The sequence below is a fragment of the Paenibacillus alkalitolerans genome, assembly GCF_016482785.1.
GTDB lineage: Bacteria > Bacillota > Bacilli > Paenibacillales > YIM-B00363 > Paenibacillus_AE > Paenibacillus_AE alkalitolerans.
This window is the reverse complement of the sequence record NZ_JAEMXM010000015.1, coordinates 83,122-102,326: the sequence shown is the minus strand read 5'-3', so window position 1 is coordinate 102,326 and position 19,205 is coordinate 83,122. Positions and strand designations below refer to the sequence as shown.

14 protein-coding genes are annotated in these 19,205 nt (G+C 51.0%); 9 read left to right on the top strand and 5 right to left on the bottom strand.

Features of this window, described 5'->3' with window-relative positions; translation table 11 throughout:
- The first annotated feature begins 181 nt into the window (after window positions 1-181).
- The gene (locus JET16_RS20565) at window positions 182-3,952 is read left to right on the top strand and encodes a LamG-like jellyroll fold domain-containing protein (RefSeq protein WP_199619828.1); all 3,771 of its coding nucleotides are present in this window, start codon (window positions 182-184) and stop codon (window positions 3,950-3,952) included.
- A gap of 107 nt (window positions 3,953-4,059) precedes the next feature.
- The gene (locus JET16_RS20560; RefSeq protein ID WP_199619826.1) at window positions 4,060-4,998 is read left to right on the top strand and encodes a dihydrodipicolinate synthase family protein; all 939 of its coding nucleotides are present in this window, start codon (window positions 4,060-4,062) and stop codon (window positions 4,996-4,998) included.
- An 857-nt stretch (window positions 4,999-5,855) separates the two neighbouring features.
- Here JET16_RS20560 and JET16_RS20555 read toward each other — a convergent pair.
- Window positions 5,856-6,392: a dihydrofolate reductase family protein gene (locus JET16_RS20555; protein WP_199619824.1), complete on the bottom strand. Its 537-nt coding sequence runs from the start codon at window positions 6,390-6,392 to the stop codon at window positions 5,856-5,858.
- The gene (locus JET16_RS20550) at window positions 6,389-7,279 is read right to left on the bottom strand and encodes an alpha/beta fold hydrolase (RefSeq protein WP_199619821.1); all 891 of its coding nucleotides are present in this window, start codon (window positions 7,277-7,279) and stop codon (window positions 6,389-6,391) included. The genes JET16_RS20555 and JET16_RS20550 overlap by 4 nt, the downstream gene beginning before the upstream one ends.
- Window positions 7,280-7,419: 140 nt before the next feature.
- Here JET16_RS20550 and JET16_RS20545 point away from each other — a divergent pair, with 140 nt between their 5' ends.
- The 4 genes from JET16_RS20545 to JET16_RS20530 all read left to right on the top strand — a co-directional run bounded on the left by JET16_RS20545 (window position 7,420) and on the right by JET16_RS20530 (window position 11,980).
- On the top strand, window positions 7,420-7,773 hold the full coding sequence (locus JET16_RS20545; RefSeq protein WP_199619818.1) for a winged helix-turn-helix transcriptional regulator: 354 nt from the start codon (window positions 7,420-7,422) through the stop codon (window positions 7,771-7,773).
- 111 nt (window positions 7,774-7,884) lie between these two features.
- Window positions 7,885-8,283 (top strand): SDR family oxidoreductase, encoded by a 399-nt coding sequence (locus JET16_RS20540; protein ID WP_199619815.1) that lies wholly within the window; start codon window positions 7,885-7,887, stop codon window positions 8,281-8,283.
- Window positions 8,284-8,602: 319 nt separating this feature from the next.
- Window positions 8,603-10,519 carry a glycosyl hydrolase family 18 protein gene (locus JET16_RS20535; RefSeq protein ID WP_199619812.1) on the top strand — a complete coding sequence of 639 codons (1,917 nt, stop codon included), beginning with the start codon at window positions 8,603-8,605 and terminating at the stop codon, window positions 10,517-10,519.
- A 522-nt stretch (window positions 10,520-11,041) separates the two neighbouring features.
- Complete coding sequence (locus JET16_RS20530) at window positions 11,042-11,980, top strand: hypothetical protein (protein ID WP_199619809.1); 939 nt, start codon at window positions 11,042-11,044, stop codon at window positions 11,978-11,980.
- 58 nt (window positions 11,981-12,038) lie between these two features.
- On the opposite strand, the gene JET16_RS20525 is transcribed toward JET16_RS20530, so the two are convergent.
- The 3 genes from JET16_RS20525 to JET16_RS20515 all read right to left on the bottom strand — a co-directional run bounded on the left by JET16_RS20525 (window position 12,039) and on the right by JET16_RS20515 (window position 13,686).
- Window positions 12,039-12,533, bottom strand: coding sequence for a DinB family protein (locus tag JET16_RS20525; protein WP_199619806.1), 495 nt, complete (start codon window positions 12,531-12,533; stop codon window positions 12,039-12,041).
- Between the two features lie 80 nt (window positions 12,534-12,613).
- Complete coding sequence (locus tag JET16_RS20520) at window positions 12,614-13,018, bottom strand: VOC family protein (RefSeq protein ID WP_199619794.1); 405 nt, start codon at window positions 13,016-13,018, stop codon at window positions 12,614-12,616.
- A gap of 314 nt (window positions 13,019-13,332) precedes the next feature.
- Window positions 13,333-13,686 (bottom strand): cupin domain-containing protein, encoded by a 354-nt coding sequence (locus JET16_RS20515; protein WP_199619781.1) that lies wholly within the window; start codon window positions 13,684-13,686, stop codon window positions 13,333-13,335.
- Between the two features lie 442 nt (window positions 13,687-14,128).
- Here JET16_RS20515 and JET16_RS20510 point away from each other — a divergent pair, with 442 nt between their 5' ends.
- From JET16_RS20510 to JET16_RS20500, 3 genes are all read left to right on the top strand, one after another.
- Window positions 14,129-15,028 carry a DUF1186 domain-containing protein gene (locus JET16_RS20510; protein ID WP_199619777.1) on the top strand — a complete coding sequence of 300 codons (900 nt, stop codon included), beginning with the start codon at window positions 14,129-14,131 and terminating at the stop codon, window positions 15,026-15,028.
- 279 nt (window positions 15,029-15,307) lie between these two features.
- Complete coding sequence (locus tag JET16_RS20505; RefSeq protein WP_199619774.1) at window positions 15,308-17,176, top strand: rhamnogalacturonan lyase family protein; 1,869 nt, start codon at window positions 15,308-15,310, stop codon at window positions 17,174-17,176.
- 658 nt (window positions 17,177-17,834) lie between these two features.
- Entirely contained in the window at window positions 17,835-19,202 is a 1,368-nt protein-coding gene (locus tag JET16_RS20500; RefSeq protein WP_199619771.1) for an extracellular solute-binding protein, read from the top strand.
- The last annotated feature ends 3 nt before the right edge of the window (window positions 19,203-19,205 follow it).

The window sequence follows — 19,205 nt, the reverse complement described above, 5'->3', positions numbered from 1 at the left end:
TCCGGATCCGGATGGAGCGGCGCCTCTAGTGAAGCTGGTCGTGAAAATTCATAGGGACTGTTTTTGAAAAAGGAGGAGAAGTATGCGCGAAGTTTTCAATAAAAGGATTTGCGTCCTTGTTATGATGTGTATTCTTTTTACTCAAATGTCGTTTAGCGTGCCGGTGAAGGCGGAGGCTTCCGTGAATACGGATAACGTTGCAACCATGACGGACTTGTTTACCCAGAAATCGACGATAAACGGGCAGTATTATGAAATATTCAGGATACCGGGAATTGTCGTGACGCAGGACGGAACCTTGATCGCATACTGCGAGGCAAGAAAGACGACCTCCGACTGGGCCGATATCGACATTCTGATGGTCCGGAGCACTGATAACGGCTTAACGTGGAGCGCGCCGGTCAAGCTTGTTGACGGTGTTTCCACCCAGAGCACGATGAATAACCCGGTGATGATTGCGGAGAAGGACACGAACACGGTGCATTTTCTATTCAGCAAAGAATACGCGCAGACGTTCCATCTGAAGAGCACCGACGGCGGGGTGACCTGGACGAATCCGACGGATCCGAGTTCGTCCAAGCCTGCCGACATTACGTACGCTTTCCACGAATCTGCTTATGATTGGCGGGTGATCGCCACCGGTCCGGGCCATGGGATACAGCTCAGCAACGGGCGGCTCCTCGCTTCGGTCTGGATGGCGAACGGAGGCGAGGCGAACCCTACGGCTCATGGCCCTTCGGCGGTGGCGACCATTTACAGCGACGACCGGGGAAATACATGGCATATCGGCGAAATCGTCGCCGAGAACAGTCCCGAGCTGTCGAATCCGAATGAATCGACGCTGGTCGAGCTGTCTGACGGAAGAGTCATGATTAACATGCGGAATAACGATTCCGGCCATCGCAGAGCGGTTTCTGTCAGTCCTGACGGGATAAGTAACTGGTCAACGCCTGTATTTGACGAGGAGCTGGTCGACCCGTTATGCTTCGGCAGCATGGTCCGCTACGACGAGAATCGGATCCTGTTCGTAAATCCGAACAGCGAAACGGCCAGAGAGCATCTCACCCTCCGAATGAGCGAGGATGACGGCGAGACATGGGCGTATTCAAGGCTCCTGCAGCTGGGCGGCGCGGCCTATTCCGACATTGCCGTGGGGCCGGATAAATCTATATATGTTTTCTACGAAAGGGACCCCTATAAGTATTTGACCGTCAAGAAGTTCGGAATAGACTGGCTCACGTCTCCGCCGCCGATGGCGCAGCTGAATAATCTAACGATATCCGGAGACGGGGTTGATTTTGCGCCTTCTTTTATCAGCGAAATCTATTCTTATGACGTAAGGGTGGATGCGAACGTTTCCAGCATTCATATTACTCCTACCGCTTATCCGAACAGCAGCCCGGCGATTACCGTTAACGGCCAGCCGGCTAACAGCGGTGAAGCTTTCGAAGTGCAGCTGCCCGGCGAATCGGCGGAGATTCAGGTTGCGGTTACTGCAAATGATCAAACGAACACATATACGCTCAGGGTTGCCAAGAAACGATTGGTTACCAACTGGAAGTTCGAAAAGTCCGACGCCGGCGATTTGTACGATTCGTCCGGGTATGGAAACAGCGCCGTTACCGCGTTCAGGGGCATTGACTATGAACAAGGATATATCGGCAAAGCTCTGAAATTCGATAACTCGCCGAACGGGTCGACCTTAGAAGAGAAAGAGCTCCTTGATGTTCCGGGCATCGATGCAACCAAGTTCGGTACCGGAGATTTTTCCGTAACCGCCTGGGTGTATGCCGATGATGTAATGAACGGACAGCATGTGATCTTCTGGTATGGGCGTCACCTGAGCGATATCAGCCAATGGTGGGTGCGCACGAAGCCGAATGCAGCTACGGGTACGGCAAATCTTGAGTTTTCGACCGGCAATAAACCCGAAGGCGCAGGAACGGAAGTGAACGCATCCACATCGGATGCGCCGATCAGGGCCGGCGTATGGCATCACATCGTAACCCAAAGAAAAAACGGCGTGATGGAAATCTATGTGGACGGCGTCAGGAAAACAAGGAAAGGCTCGACTCCGCTGGATATATCGAGAGGACCGGAGACGAATTTGTATGTCGGCAGGGCGAAGTCGGGAGACCGCGGATGGCTCGGGAAAATGGATGAGATCCGAATGTACAACTACGGACTGAGTCAAACGGAAATACAGGCTCTGGCGGCAAAATCTCCTGTCGATACAACGGAGCTTGAGGCGAAGATCGCTGAGGCCAAAGCATTGAACGAGGATGATCATCCTCCTGAAGGTTGGGCCGATCTGCAGGCTGCCTTGGCGGCTGCCGACACCATATTGGACAGCGATGATATTACCCAAGCGGGAGTCGATCAAGCGGAGCAGGATTTGCAAGCCGCTATTTCGGCTCTTGTATCCGGACGTCCGGTAACGGTAACGGCCAGTCCGCCGGAGGGAGGGAGCGTTACCGGCGGAGGCTATGCGCAAGAGGGCGAGAGCGTAACGGTAACGGCTTCGGCGAACCCGGATTATCGATTCGTGAACTGGACGCAAGACGGGGCGGAAGTGAGCGCGGACCCGACTTACACGTTTACGATGGGAACGCAAGCGGTCAGCCTCGTAGCTCATTTCGAAACGACGATCGCCCATATGGTGTCTGTGTCAGCGAACCCGGCATACGGGGGAACCGTAACCGGAGGCGGGGAATATTTGCAAGGTTCCGAGGTAACCGTGAGCGCTGCGGCCGGCACGGGATATCAATTCGTCAACTGGACGCAAGGCGGATCGGTAGTGAGCGAAAATCCGGATTACACCTTTGTATTGGGTACCGAAGCGGTTGATCTCGTCGCTCATTTTAAGAAAAAACAGCTGGTCGCTAATTGGAAATTCGAGAAAACGGACGTCAACGGCATATATGATTCTTCAGGGATGGGAAATGACAGTGCTATAATCAACGGCGCAACCTATGTACCCGGCTATATCGGCAAAGCGGTCCGATTCGGCGGCTCGACCCATCATATCGATATTACCGGGGCGGATAGCGGCGGCATGCGGTTCGGTACAGGCGATTTTACCGCAACCGCCTGGGTACGGGCCGATCAATTGGACGGACAACGGTTTCTGTTCTGGTACGGAAACAATACGGCACCGATCAGCCAATGGTGGGCGCGCACTTCAGGAACCGCCGTGCAGTTCAGTACCGGCTTTAACGGCGCCGAAACCATCGTATGGACGGCGAACGGCGCGATAAGTCCGGGAGAATGGACGCATCTCGCATTCCAGAGGAAGCAAAATAAGCTGTATATTTATGTAAATGGGGTAGAAGCGGCAAATAAAGACACTTCTTCATTTAACGTTTCCAACGGTTCTAATGTGTTAAGGATCGGTAAAGCGAAAAGCGGCGCCGACCGCCCGTGGAATGGGAACATAGATGAGGTGCGTCTGTACAACTATGGTTTGAGCGCAGAGGAAATTGTGGCGCTTGCATCACAGCCGCCCGTTGATTCAACGGCTTTGGATACGGCATTGGCGGATGCGAAATCGCGAATTCAAGCGGACTATACTCCGCAAAGCTGGTCGGTCATGCAGACGGCCGTGACGGCAGCGGAAGCGGAATTGGACAGCGACGGAATAACGCAAGCAGGGGTCGATCGGGTTCTGGCAGATCTGCAGGCCGCTATTTCGGCTTTAGTCCGCGTTTACGCTGTTACTATAACCGCCGATCCGTCCGGCGGAGGAAAGGTTGCCGGAGCCGGAAGCTATATTGCAGGCGACAGCGTGAAGGTGACGGCTGCGGCCAATGCGGGCTATAAGTTCGTGAGCTGGACCCTTGGAGATAAGGTAGTCAGCAGGAAAGAATCTTATATATTCACGATGGAAACGGAAGCCGTGCATCTGGTTGCAAACTTTAAAGAAACGAAGGGCAAGAAGAAACCGAAAACTTGATCCGAATATGACCCTTGATACGTCAATAACATTGATATATCAAGGGTCGTGTTTTGAAAGTGAAGCAATGAGTTGGAAGGAAAGCCGATATGTTTGGAGGAGAGTCTATGAAGCCGATGGCGGCACATGAGATATTCGGCAATTGGGGAACGCTGATGCTTCCGATCAACGAGGATGATCAAATTGACTTTATTCGGTTGGAGCAGGTTGTCGATTACATGGCGGCGCTCGGACTGAACGGGATGTATACGAATGGAACCGCCGGGGAATTCCATACCCAAAGCGATGAGGAGTATATCCGCATCAGCGAGATTGTGGCTGACCGATGCGAACGCAAGGGTGTACCTTTTCAAATCGGCGCGAGTCACATGAGCCCGCAGCTCTCGTTAGCTCGTATCAAGCGTGCGGTGAAATATAGACCAAGCGCAATTCAAGTCATCTTATCCGATTGGTTTCCGCTAAGAGACGATGAGGCGATTGATTGTCTGAAGCGGATGGCGGAGGCGGCTGACGGCATTGGCTTGGTGCTGTACAATCCACCCCATGCCAAAAGGGTTTTAACGCCGGAGGCGTATGGCAAGCTGAAACAAGCGGTGCCTAGCTTGGTTGGAATTAAAACTGCAGGAGGAGATTCGTCGTGGTATGAATCCATGAAGGAGCATGGGCAAGGAATCTCGGTTTTTATACCGGGCCACTGCTTGGCAACCGGTTTGCTTCAGGGTGCCCATGGAGCTTATTCCAACGTGGCTTGTCTTAATCCTCTCGGTGCGCAGCGCTGGTATGATCTGATGAGCTCCGACATGGAGCGCGCTCTTGATATCGAAAGACGCATACAAAGGTTCATGGCGCACTGCATATCTCCTTTCATCACGGAGCAGGGATACTGCAACGCGGCTTGCGACAAGCTTATGTCCGTAATCGGCGGCTGGGCCGATGTAGGCTGCAGGATGCGCTGGCCGTACCGCAGTATTCCGGCTTCCGCCGCGGAACGGTTGCGTCCGATTGCTTATGAGATGGTTCCGGAGATTATGGAGACGGACCTGTGAGGTCCTGACATGGGTCCGGGAGCGTGGTTCCCTCACTCGGGGTAAATTGAACAAAAACATCAGCNTATGGAGACGGACCTGTGAGGTCCTGACATGGGTCCGGGAGCGTGGTTCCCTCACTCGGGGTAAATTGAACAAAAACATCAGCGAGAAGAAATATAAGGATGCGTATGTACTTATTCTTCTTGGTCAATATTCATTGTCACTCTCCTTATGAAATAAACTAACTACATGTGCATGTAGTTAGTGAACTGGTTATTGTGAATGAAGGCCAGCTACTTCAGGCACTAGATCAGATGTTCGCAAGAGAAGTTGAATCAAAAAGGCCGAGGGAATTAAAGCCCCGGCCTTTTTTGCATCAAACTGTAAAGTGGTATATTTGTAAATATTGGGGGGTGATATTTTATGCTACCTCACATCGTTAGAGGTATTATAGTCTTCGTTATTTGGGTTCTATTTGGATGGTATTTAGATGGAGATATTAACCTTAGTAGACTAGGCAGTGGTTTGTTTGTTGGAATTGTTTCTGCCATTACCTCTTACTTTGTAGAAAGATTCGTACAAAGATTAAAGAAGTAGCGATTCGTAAAGAAAAAAGGCCGGGAAATGATCCCGGCCTCTATGCTCTATATTCCCTCACTGCTCTCGTTTTGGTTTTTTTGCTCGATGAGGGCAGCTTCCTCGATCTGAATTACACCTGTTTTGGGTATCTACGGATACCTTTTTACCTGCCGCCTCATCTCAATATGGACCTTAGCCATATTTCCGCCAAACATAAGCATGATTTCAGGTCTCGTGTAGTCCCGCCGCTGTTTCATTTTTAGGGCCAATCTAGCACTTGATTCTACTATGACACTCTAGCGGTTAACCGCGTAATGCATCTGCACGACGCCGCCGCCAAGCGGCTTGGTATCCAGAAGCTGGACATCTTTGAACGTATAATGATCTGTGTCGATCATGAGATGAAGGCCCTTACCTTCCAGTACAGGCGCTATATTGAAGATCACTTCGTCTACAAGTCCTTGGCTTAGAAACGAATTGTGGATATCCGCACCGCCGCTAATGAGAGCGGTATGGTGGCCTTTTCCCTGCAAGTAGTCCAAGGCTTCCTGAGGAGATCTTACAACCGTTACACCGGGGATGTCTTGGATGCTCTTGGACATAACAACGATATCGATCCCGGCAAAAGGGCCGTCCGCGTTTACCCGTTCCTCGTGGGGTACTCTTCCTGGATCTTGCATTTGCTCAAATGTTCTACGTCCGACAACGAAATTTCCTGCAGCTTTGGCGTGTGTCGCGAAGTCGTCCAGCGCTTCTTTTTTCGGTAGATTATCAGGGCTGGTTTGCGCATAATTGCCGTTAGCGGTTAATGTTGCCCATAAAATAGTTTTCATATGTGTTTTCCTCCTGACGTTCTTGTCCATATTTTTCGAATTGATGCCGCTACCCGATCCGGCCGATCCTCCTGCACATAGTGAGAAGCATCGTCGAGGATTTCGGTTTCGTTCATCGGCAAATAGCTCTGCCATTTGGCCATGGCTTCAAGCGGGAAGCCGGCGCTGTCTTTCGTCCCCCACAATATTTGCGCGGGCAAATCGGATAGCGACGGCAGTCCCGATTCAATATCCGCCAACCAAGGCCGGGCCTTGCGAATATGTCTGGGGAATATCCATGTCGGGATTCTGGACTCCGGTGTCGGGAAAGGGGCGGTATAAGCTTTCCTCAGGCTTTCCGTCACTTTCTCGGCATGGTGGATGCCGTGCGGTACGATGACCTTGGCGAAGAAGTTGAGGCGAGTCTGCAGCCAATACCCGAGAGGCCGGCCTCCCATTACAAGCGAGAAAAGTTTCATCGGAAGCAGCGTCGCAGGCCAGCCCCAAGTGTTCATCACGACGATGCCGCGCAGTTGATCCCGGTTCCGTACGGCGTAGTTAAAGCCGATCGGTCCGCCCCAGTCTTGGACAACAAGTATAAAGTCTTTCAGATCCAAGCGGAGGATGAAGTCCGATATGGCCTCCGAATGCTCTTGCGGGGTATACCCATAGCCGGATGGCGCTCTGGACATCCCGAAGCCGGGATAATCCGGAGCGATAAGACGGAATTCACCACGCAGTTCCTTAATGACATTCCTGTAAAGATATGACCACGTCGGATTCCCATGAAGGAGAAGAACCGTCGGTCCGTTTCCTTCGTCAATATAATGTATATTTCCGTCGCGGTATGGCAGCCAGCGGTCTTTGAACGGATACTCAGCCACGTCCACTTCAAAAGGTCTTTTCATTGTCGCCTCCCTCCTTTATAATGCGTTTTTCATATTTTTCCCTCCCGCTGTTTTCAATGGTAATGGATTGTGGTACATTTTGAAAAGTAGTTACATTAAAGTGCAATAGTTTCATAAAATGAACTAAGGAGGAAACCTCGATGATGGATCGCTCTTGTATCGAAGCCGTTGATCCTTTGCTGGAAATCTTGGACTCCAAGTGGACCCTTCCTCTTCTGCTGGAGTTGTTTGTCGGCACCAAGCGATTTGGAGAGCTGCGGCGAAGGCTGCACCCGATTAGCCCGAAGACGTTAACGGATCGGCTGCGAATGCTGGAGGAGAAGGGAATTATTACGCGCACGCTGTATCCCGGGGTGCCCCTACACGTTGAATATGAGCTGACTGAGCGCGGGCGGAATCTGCAGCCTATTTTTGCCGCTATGTGGACATGGGTTCAGGAAAATGGCTTAAATCCCGAACGTGGGGCGGAAGAAACGGCTCAGACGGGAATGTAACATTACTACTACAATGAAAAAACGTCAGCCGGCAATTCCGCAAATATTTTGGCATTCAGCCGTCTAAATATAAAAATAGTTGATTGGAGTGCCATGACGGAGGGGATATGGTTGAAGAAGATAACGGTTACGGCGTTATCGCTGATAGGCGTTTTTGTAAGTATTATGGCTGTAATGAAGTCTATTGAGCTATTTAATGTGAAGTTCGATGGAAGCGGGATTGGCGTATACTTTTTGATATTTGAAGTGAATGACAGGGTTCTGAATGAAGCTGTGATCTACTATGCATGGTCATTTTTAGTATTCGTCTGCCTGCGGTCCGATGCCATTCCGGAGACATGGCCTGAGCCGGCTGATGATGTGAGGACGTACATGGAGAACGGTACCGCGCTCGGACGTCTCCCGACCCTGAACGAGGTTGCCAATGCGGCGGTCTTCGCGGCTTCCGATCGGGCCAGCACAATGACCGGAACGATCGTGAACCTGACCTGCGGTTCAATTATGGACTAAACCGAAAAAGCGGTTGAACAGGAATTGCTCCTTGTTCGGCCGCTTTTTTGCATTGCAGATGCGGTGCCGATGCCGCCATCTTGGATTCCGGCGGCCGACGCAGGTACATTCTCATTCGGAAGAGGCAGTCTGCTTTACATATACCAAAAGACCCCGGTGAACAAGAAGTTCCCGGCGTTTCCAGCCGCGTTGCGGTTCTAAAGTTGCGTTTTCATTTCATACAGAGGGAATTGTAACTTTTTGTCGAACCTTCCTGATGCAACCCTAGGTGTCTTTTCCGTCTTTAGTAGATTGAGAGAGGAGAGTACTTTAGAGAGACATGAAATCAATACTGGGACTTTTATTTGCGTTGCTGCTGATCGTGCAGGCCGTCGTGCCCGGAATTCAGGCATCCGCAGCCGGCAGTGAAGCCGAGATCGCCACATTTCGCGTCTACCAGAACGACAAGGCGCTTCACGAATTCGCCTCCCTGTCTAAGGCGGTCGCCTACGCCAAGCGCTTCCGCAATAGCCATGTGGAAAAGATCTCCACGCGCCAATGGGTTTGGGACAACCTTCCCCGCTACGTGGTTTATCAGAGCGGGCTGACGCGGCCCGAATGGGAATTTCAATCCTATACCGATGCGTTGGCTCTGGCAAAGACGCTTACGGATGTCCATATCCGGGATCTGGAGCGGACGGGCTGGGCGTACAGCCGGCACGCCAGGTTTCAATTGTTCCAAGGGGAGAAGTCACTGCCTTCCTGGCGATTCTCTACGCTGGCCAAAGCAAAACAGGAGGCAAAGCTTTGGGCCAACTCGCACATTATGGATTTGGCAACCAATCAGTGGGTTTGGGACAATATGACGACGGATCGGAAAAGCGCGGAGCGGAAAAAACCGGCTGTCTACGATTTGTTTGTGGACGGTGTTTCCACCGGGGGTACGAAGTATGCTTTCTTGCCGGATGCGATCCGCGCTTCTGCCTCGGTTCCCCGCAGCGAGGTTGTTAATACCGCCACGAGCAAGGTGGTTCATTCCAATCTGCCTCCGTATTCCGTAAGGCACAACGGCAAAGAGATCCGCACCTTCTTCAGCGTCGACAATGCCGCAGCGTATGCCAAGTCGTTCATTGGAACGGAAGTCGTTAAGAGCGGCGAAGTTTGGTGGACGAATGTTCCTTACCTGCAGGTCTATCAAAGCAACCGTCTTGTCCGATCGTTCCATACCCTTAAAGCCGCGCTGCGCTATGCAGGGATGCTTGAAAACTCCCGCATTCGAACAGCGGAAGGCAGGCCGGTCTGGGACAACACCCGCAAGCTCTTGTACATGGGCTGGAACGGTTCGTCAAGCAAAAAAGCGGCGCTCGCTCAGGTGGCGGATACGCAAGGTCTGGACATCGATTCACCGACCTGGTTCGTACTGTCCGCGCCCGACGGTTCGATGATCGATACGTCGGATCCGGCGTTTGTCAAACTATTGAAAACCCGGGGCACGCAGGTCATGCCGGCCGTTATTAACAGCCACGATTCGGAGTTGGCAAGCGCATTCCTGCAAAACCCCGCCGGACAGCGGAAGTTCATCGACAAGCTGGCCGACAGATTGACGGAACTCGGAGCAAGCGGCGTCAACCTTGACTTTGAAGCGATTGCCCCAGAGGACCGCGATGCGTACACGGCCTTCGTCAAAGACTTTACGGATGCGATGCACCGCAAAGGTTTGACAGTCTCCATCGACCTCCCGCGCGGACATCTCAAGTATAACGATATATCGGGTTATGATTATGAGAAGCTCGCCGGTATAGTCGATACCGTCGTCATTATGGCTTACGACCAATACTGGAAAGGAAGCACATCGCCGGGCCCGGTATCCGGCTTGCCATGGTTCGAGGAAGGCGTCACAAATTACCTCAGTTACGATATCCCGAAGAGCAAAATCATACTGGGCATTCCGTTCTACATACGCGTGTGGAAGCTCGACGACAACGGCAAGCTTGTCGGCACCAGCGCGATGATGATGAAATACCTGCCGAAGCTGCTCGCTTCCGTAGAGGAAAAGGCCGAGTATGATCGATATAACCGCCAGACTAAGTACACCTACGTCAAGGACGGATTCACATATGTACTTTGGGCGGAGACGCCGGACACGATTAAGGCTCGGATCGCCATTGCCAAGAAATACGACCTTGCCGGGATCGCGGTATGGCGCCTCGGCTACGAGCCGGCGGAGATGTGGACCGAACTGCTGCGCGCGAAATGACGGGAGGGGCCGCTTCCTTGGGGAATACACTAAAGTTGACCGGGTTTTTTGATTGACCCATATCCGCACTAATTCGATTAACCGAATGGATAAAATGAGCTGCCCGTCCTCGAATACCGCGGGCGAAGCAATCAAGTCCTGCGTAAGCGGGGCTTTTTCGTTTCGTCCTAAATTTCGTATGGTCGCTTGAATAGGGGTGGGGGGTATGGTATTATCATAGCAAAAGGGAGGGGAGTGTAATGGCAATTAAGGAATCGGACATAAGAAGGCGATACGGAAGTATTATCCGAACTCATGACGACGATGAATAAACTGATGAGATGAATATTGAACCGGAAGGCGCGGCAAGTGATGCTGTTTATTTTTCTAAGTGAAATATAGGGTAGGGTAGTATTGTAAAAATGATGCGAAGGAGAAATTAAAATGACAAACGTGACACTGAAAATAGAAGGCATGAGCTGCGAAGAACAGGGCTACGACGTAGTGTAACCTGGCAATTAAACGAATGAGGAGCCTTAAACGATGAACAAAAAAACAATTTGGATTACCGCGGCGGCGCTCGCTCTAGCTTTATTATCCGCATGCGGCAATGCGGACAAACAAAATGATGCCGCGGGCGAGGAAAAACACGGTTCCGGCCATGAGACAGGCAATAACGAGGATACAGCCGGGCATTCTGACGGCCACGGCGAGACGAATGAGCAAGAAAAAGGCAGTGGACATGGGGACGATCACGGCGGCGATGGAGCGCACGATTCACAGGAGACACCTGGCAATCTCAAAGCTTCGTTCACGTTTGACACCGGAGCCGCGAAAGCGAATGAGCAGACACAATTGTCCGTCCGAATCACGGATCAAGAAGGGAAACCGGTAGACGGTTTTGACGTGAATCATGAGAAGCTGCTTCATCTCATCATTGTGGAGCACGATTTGTCGTTCTTTAGTCACATCCACCCGGAATACGAGGGAGAGGGCAAATTTACGGTCGAGACTGATTTTCCGGCGGGCGGGGAATACAAAGTGTTTGCCGATTTCACCCCGTCCGGCGGGTCCGCCATGACGCTAAGCGAATGGGTGAAGGTGGAGGGCAAGGAAGGCGAACATGTTTCGATCGCGGCCGATTCAAAGCTCGTCAAGGAAGTCGACGGCAAAGAAATCAAGCTGGCGCTAAGCGGCGCGAAAGCCGGCGAAGAAGCCACGCTCACATTCGACGTTCGAGATGCGAAGACGCAGCAAGGTATTGATAACCTGGAGCCGTATTTAGGCGCGGTTGGCCATGTCGTCATCTTATCTGCAGACGCGGAGAAGTACTTGCACGTACACCCGCTGGACGAGAAAGCGACCGGGCCTGTCGCCGAGTTCGCCACTACTTTTCCGGAGAGCGGAACTTATAAAATCTGGGCGCAATTTCAACATAACGGCAAGGTGATTACCGCGGATTATGTCGTTGACGTGAAGTAGTCGCGTATAAGGAGCAAGGAAACCAAGGAGGCGGCCAACAGTTCGTGCGTAATACAAGTTACGGCCGTGTTTCGTGATACAGATCCGTAACCGCCGGCATATAGCCAAGTTGTCTGCTCATCGATACGATTTGTCCTTTATGATGAAACTCATGCGTTATAGTATGGGTAAACAACCAAAGAGGGGTTAACGGTATATGTTCTTCCTGCCACGACGGCCGGCCGGAAATCATGAGATCGGCTTGGCTCTCAAATTCATTCAAAAAATCGTTAACCAGAAGGTCTATCTCTATATAAACTTTGCGCATTTCTTGGACATTTTCGATCGATTCGGCACGAATGTCAGTCAGCGGTCTTTGCAGAGCGAAGCGGCCTAACCAGAAACGATAGCAGTCTATAACATGCGCTTGAAGATTGCGAATAGATGCGCCGCCGAATTGCTCAAGTCCCTTAACGTAGTCTGTGGCGGATATAACGGTTTCGCAATAATCGAACAATACTTCCCTCGTGCGCTGAATCCATTCGTATTGCCGGGTCAGTATTTGGTTGCTCATCGTTTTCGCTCATCCTTTCTTTACAGATGAAACCCGCATTCTTTCATAAGAAAAATGCGGGTGGGTCGCTTGGAGCAGGCTTATTCTTCTTCCGGCTGGGCGGTGATCATCCATGTTACGCCGTACTTATCTATTGCTTCCCCGTAAAATATGCCGAAAGGCTGCATTTCGAAAGGAGCCCTCACATTGCCGCCAGCCGAAACTTTCGAGAACGCTGCGCCGGCTTCGGCTTTTGTCGGGTACTCGATGGTTAGTGCGATGCCGTTTCCTTGAGTGACCGGTTCGACCGCGTCAGCCATAAAGATGTTATTTTCTCCGGCAACGGAGAAGCACATATGCATGATTTTGTCTTTAAATTCATTTTGTGCTCCCATTCCCTGCTCATGCGTCAATATGGACTCGATCTTTCCGCCTAGGGTTTGCGTGTAAAACTCGGCTTGCGATCTCGCATCCTCCGATATAATGTAAGGCTTCAATGTTCCCATGTTCAACATCCTTTCGATTTATTGTTCTGGAATCTACAGCTATCCTATCATAGCCGCGCGTGCCGGATTTCTTATGGATTGCTGTTTTGGGCGTGACACGAAAAATAGAGGAAGCCTGGGACTCTATTTGGCGATTTTTGGCGGGTCTGCGGAAAAAAAGAGGAACAGCAGTACACTATTTGGGTGAAAATTGCCTTCGAATAAGGGTTTTTAAGCTAATAACGCACTGTACTTCTTTTATTTTCCCGGCTGCCTCCCCAGACACTATGATAGAGGACTGTACTTCCTTTACGGCGGATCCGATAGAGGTCACGCTACTTCCGAGTCATAAATGATGCAGGGCTCAACTCTTCACTTTCTATTACAATCGCAGTTAGTCCTGTATCCGTCTTTGTTTCGTGCCACTCGCCTTTTTCCCAAAATACGGCATCTCCGGCATGAACTTTATAGTACTCATCTTTTTCACCTCTAACATAGCCCTCACCAACCATAATAAGGAGCAGTTGAGGCGTTGTTGCTTGGTGGTAACCTATGATGCCGTTCGCTTTCAGGTGCATACACCCGATATGAACGGCTTTCTCAGTTTGAATAATGCGGGACATAATGAAGTCGGAACCGAATTTTGTAACCCTTTTGCCAACTTCTCTATCAAATCGAAAAAATTCCATCGTGCGCCCCCTCCTTTATAGCAAAGCAATTCTATCATAACACGTTTTTTACAATAAATAGAAAAAGGCAGGGATCGTGATCCCTACCCTTCCCTCACTATTGCAACATCGGGATCGCCTGTTTGTTCGGGGATTTCGAACAGCAGCTTTTCCGTGTAAGGTGTGGATATTCCCTGATTGAGCTTAATGTTCATCGGCTCCATGTGACGGATTCCGTACTTTCGTCCGGTCGATATCCATAGGTGTCCCCGTGTGGCGTCCTCCTTAGATTCGTTTCTCCGGTTATCTTATTCAGTTTGCGGAGAGTGGGCGACAGTGCAGATTAATCGTTTCAAATTTTATTTACATGCCCTGCACCGCCCTATACAATGATATAGTGCCGCAGGTGTTGCTCCTGTGAGAAATCTTATGAATAGCGATTTTATGGAAAGGTTGTCGCCAAATGAAACAATTGCTTGAGTCCATTCGATGCAACAACGGAACATTTCCCCGCAGTGAGCTGCTGGAAATTATAGATAGAAGAGACGAAGCCATTCCTTTACTTCTTCAGATTATGGATGAATTGCAAGATAGTCCAGAGAAGTTTATTGAAGAATCCTCTCGGATAGATCATCTGTATGCAATGTATCTTCTTGCGCAATTTCGCGTCAAGGAGCTGTTTCCACGGCTGATCCGCATAATGAGCCTGCCGGGCGACATACTGCATAACATTATGGAGGATACCGTCACGGAAGGTTCGGGCCGCATGCTCGCTTCCGTCTTCGATGGAGACGTACGGCCGATTCGGCAGTTGATACGGAATCCCGAGATCGATGAATTTGTTCGCGGACAAGGCTTTCATTGCTTGGTTACACTCGTGTTGAACGGCGTTTTGGACCGGGATGAAGTGTTGAGTTATTTTCGGAGTTTGTTTAATGAACAATTGGAGGATTCCAGCGGAATAGTAAAAGCTCATCTGGCTGCCAGCTGCAACGACTTATATCCGGAAGAGCTGTTCGATGAAATCGTTTGTATGTACGATAACGGCGATGTCGATGAGATGATGATAACGTTGGACGATATCGAAGAGACGCTGGAAAGCTCGAAAGAAACCGTTCTTGAGCGAAACAAACAATCCAAACAGTTTCACTTGATCGAAGATGCGATCAGCGAAATGGAATGGTGGGCTTGCTTTGTAGAAAACAAGGCAAAGCATCAAGCAATGCTGGAATCTTTGGTGCTCAAGAGCGAGAGTACCCGGAAACAGGCGAACCTCGCCGTCTTCAAAGTTGGAAAAACAGGCCGCAATGAGCCATGCCCTTGCGGAAGCGGTCGAAAATATAAGAAGTGCTGTGGGAAATAATATTCTGGGAGAAGCTAAAAGCATCCTCACATTCGACGAAACTATCGTAACCCCCGATTAAAGGGTTGCCCCTCCTCCTTCCGGCCTTCCTTTGCGCCATCTCCAGTATGGGGATCGAAACGAAGGGAGGAATATCTGTTTTTCCGGGACGCAAGAGGCGTGTAGAAAGGCTGTGCGAACATTCGGCAAAAAAGTGCAATTGCAGGAGATTTCGCACGGCAATACAATACATGGTAGATTCCTGGCCAGGACTCGTTGCATATAGGAGGTCGATGATTAATGAGATGCAATTGGATACCGGCTATTTTAGCCGTCTTGCTTGTTTCTCCGCCGTCAGCCGCAATGGCAACCGGTCAGGCGGAATTGGCGGGCAGCGTGCCTGAGCCTAGAATCGTCGAGTCACTGGGCCGCGGAGTGGCCGCGACGAGAACGGAGGCCGGCGACGTCTTCGTCAGCTGGCGGCTGCTTGCGACGGAGCCGCAGGATGTGACCTTTGATGTATACAGAATTACCGACGGCGAAGAGGTGAAGCTCAACGGCGCACCCCTCTCGCAAGGAACGAATTTCATCGACACCGATGCCGATCTCAGCCGAACGAATGAATATTTCGTTAAATCGTATTGGCAAGGAAAGCTGCAGGACGTCAGCAAAAAAGCCGTGCTTGATGCCGATGAGCCGATGAAACCTTATTTCAGCATTGCGCTGAAAAATGTGACGGACAATCCGGCCGACTATTTCGTACATCACAGCTGGCCCGGCGACTTGGACGGGGACGGGGAATACGAATATGTCGTCACCCGTATTCCGTTCAAGGGAGGCAATCGGTATGTGGAAGCCTACAGCCTGAAGAAAGGATTTTTATGGCGGATCGATATGGGTCCTTATAGCATAAAACCGATCGATACCTATAACGCCCCTCCGGCTGCGGTAAGTGAATTCGGCATTCCCGGGCTGGGTGGATGGCGGGACAACGACAATGTCACCGTCTTCGATCTGGACAGCGACGGCCGGGCGGAGGTGCTGCTCCGCACCTACGAAGGCGTAACATTCGCCGACGGTTCCGTCATTCCGGCCTCGGATTCGCTTACGCAGTACATTTCCGTCGTGGACGGGCGCCGCGGAACGGAGAAAGCGCGGACCGTCATCGAGAACGATTATAAGGACGATGGACCGCTCAGCGGCCATTTCGGGATCGCTTATTTGGACGGCGTCCGGCCGAGCCTGGTAACGGCGCTGAAAAACCGCAACAACAACCGCGTGTTTCAATATGTGACGCTCGCCTACGATTATGAAGATGGAGAGTTGAAGCAGCGTTGGAAGCATCTTGGAGCGGACGGCGACTTTTTTCATCAGATCCGCATTCTTGACGTAGACGGGGACGGCAAGGACGAGATCGCATTCGGAGGCTGGACGCTGGACGACAACGGCGAGACGCTGTACCGTTTTCCCGGCGCCGTACACGGAGACCGGTTCCATATTACGGATATCGACCCCGATAGGCCAGGCTTAGAGCAATATGCCATTCAGCAGGCCGAGAACGGGAACTTTAACCAGTTTCCTTGGTTTTATGCGGACGCCGCCACCGGAGCCCTCATTCGTACCGGTGCGGTTCCGCAGGACGTAGCGAGAGGGACCGCCGCCGACATCGATCCGAGGTACCGGGGGTACGAGATGTGGTCGAACGCAGACGGCATCTTTAGTGCTGACGGTAAGGAAATAAGCACCGTTAAGCCGTCTATTAATTTTAAAATATGGTGGGACGGAGATGTGTTGAGCGAGCTGCTGGACCGCAATACGGTCGACAAGTGGGATTATGAGCAAAGCCTGAACGTCCGCCTGTTCTCTGCGGAAGGTGTAAGGGTCAACTCGCGCAACGCGCCTGTGCTGTACGGAGATTTAATAGGCGATTGGCGGGAAGAGATTTTGTTTGAGAGCGAAGACTTCACGGAACTAAGGCTGTATACGACAAACGTTCCGTCGGATGTGCGGCTCTATACGCTTGCCCATAACCCCGCTTACCGCAATGCGCTGGCTGTGAAAGGATATATGCAGTCGACGCTTGTTGATTATTATTTGGGCGAAGGAATGGATGCTCCGCCGCCGCCACACATTGCTCCGGCCGGCAGACGGGCTGCCCAAGACCGGTAGATGGTTATTAGTGTAAACGTGCTTAGATTCGTAAGGGACACCCTGCAAAGGGTGTCTTTTTCGATATATTATTTCGACTCCCCCTTTGCAGGTCTATCTTCATTTTCCAATAACGCAATTTGGCCGCGGTTCCCTCTCAATACTACTAACTCTCTTGCGTGCACTATCCCTTTCGTTCAGAAGAATGGCAAAGAACTCTTTCGTTCACAAAATGGCGACGGTCGCGTCCGAATAGCAAAGGCCGTGCCAAATTTACAGTGTTATGAGCTACGGGGATAGTGTGCGCAAGAGGATACGAAACGTGAAGTCGGGGGAGAGCATCAGAGCGGAGGATCATACGGTCTGAAACTAAGGGATAGTGTACGTACGGCTAGCATTATGCACAATAGAATGATATAAAATTATCGGTTGCGACAATATTATGATAGGTTTCTTTACACGAAACGATGCAATGAATATAGTTTTATATAATATTATGCAGTATAGCGTAGGTGTGAGATAGAATACATCACATACAATGGGAATCTGGTGGAAAAGGCAGGTAGGTGAGGGAGGTAAAGGAAAAGAGAGGTACACAGCTATAAAAAAGTAAAAGTAACCGGAACATAACGCTTTCTACTAAAATAACTACGTTACTACGGGAGATGGAGGAACTGCTATGAAATACAAGAGAAAATGGCCGGCTTTAATACTCGTATTGGCGTTGACTGTGTTCGTTTCGGCATGCGGAGGCGCGTCGGGTTCTAGCGAAAGCACGTCGGGTTCCAACGAAAGCACATCGGGTTCCAGTGAAAGTACGTCAGGTTCCGGCGAAAGCACATCGGAGCCAAGCAATGAAACCGTCGAGCTTACATTGTGGTCGGACTGGATGAAGGATGACCCGTACACGGAGCAATACTACGCACGCATGGAGCAATTCAAAGCCGAGCATCCGAATATTAAGATCAATATGGAAGTGATTCCATATAACGAATATAACTTAAAGCTGCAAACCCAGGCCGCCGGCGGCCAACTCCCCGACGTGATGCAGCTTATTATCGGCGGAACGTTCCTGGAGCCGCTTGCCCGCGCCGGATTGCTGATGCCGATCGACGATATGATCGGAGAGTGGAAAGACACGAAGATTCCGGAGGGATTGTTGAAGGAATTCGCTGTAGACGGCAAGCAGTATGCGATTCCGGCCGAGGTCAACTACTCGAGTATGGTTTTCTATAACAAAAAGCTGCTGGCGGACCTCGGCTATACGGAATTTCCGAAAACATATTCCGAGCTTCTGGCCTTGATCAAGGCCGCGAACGATAACAAAATCACTCCGATCATCCTGGGCAATAAAACAGGCACCGTCCTCCCGGCTACTTACTTGTCGGTCATAACGGACCGGATTGCCGGCAGCGGCTTTATCGAACAGGTTTTGGCCAAAGAGAAGAAGCTGACCGATCCCGAATTCATCTCCGCACTGAATATCATTAAGGAGTTGGCGGACAACAACGCATTCAACAAAGACGCGAACAATATCGACGCCGCCGCGGCAACGGACCGGTTCGTCAACGGACAAGCCCTCATGTACATTGACGGAAGCTGGGTCATCAAGCCGATCATTGCGAACAAAGCGAGCGGCTTCGAGTTCGGCATGGCCGTGTTCCCTTCGATCGAAGGAGGCAAAGGCGACCCGATGTCGCTGCCGGCCGCCACCTATCAAGGACTCGGAATCAACGCAAAGCTGGACGACAAGAAGAAGGAAGCGGCCAAAACGTTCGTCAAGTTCATGTACGGCGACGAATTGTTCACAAGCTTGCTTGAAGGCGGAGCGCTTGTTTCTGCGAATGTAGAGGTCCCTGGCAATCTCGATCCGGATTTCCAAGCGCAGGTCGAGCTTACCCAGCGGCTGACCGGCATTTCGACCGTATTCGGCAATGTCATGCCTAAAGATGTAGGTACGGCGGTGAACAACTCCCTTCAAGGATTGATATTGGGAAGCGTGACTCCGGACAAAGTGGCCGAAGACGCCCAGAAGCTGCTTCGATAGGAG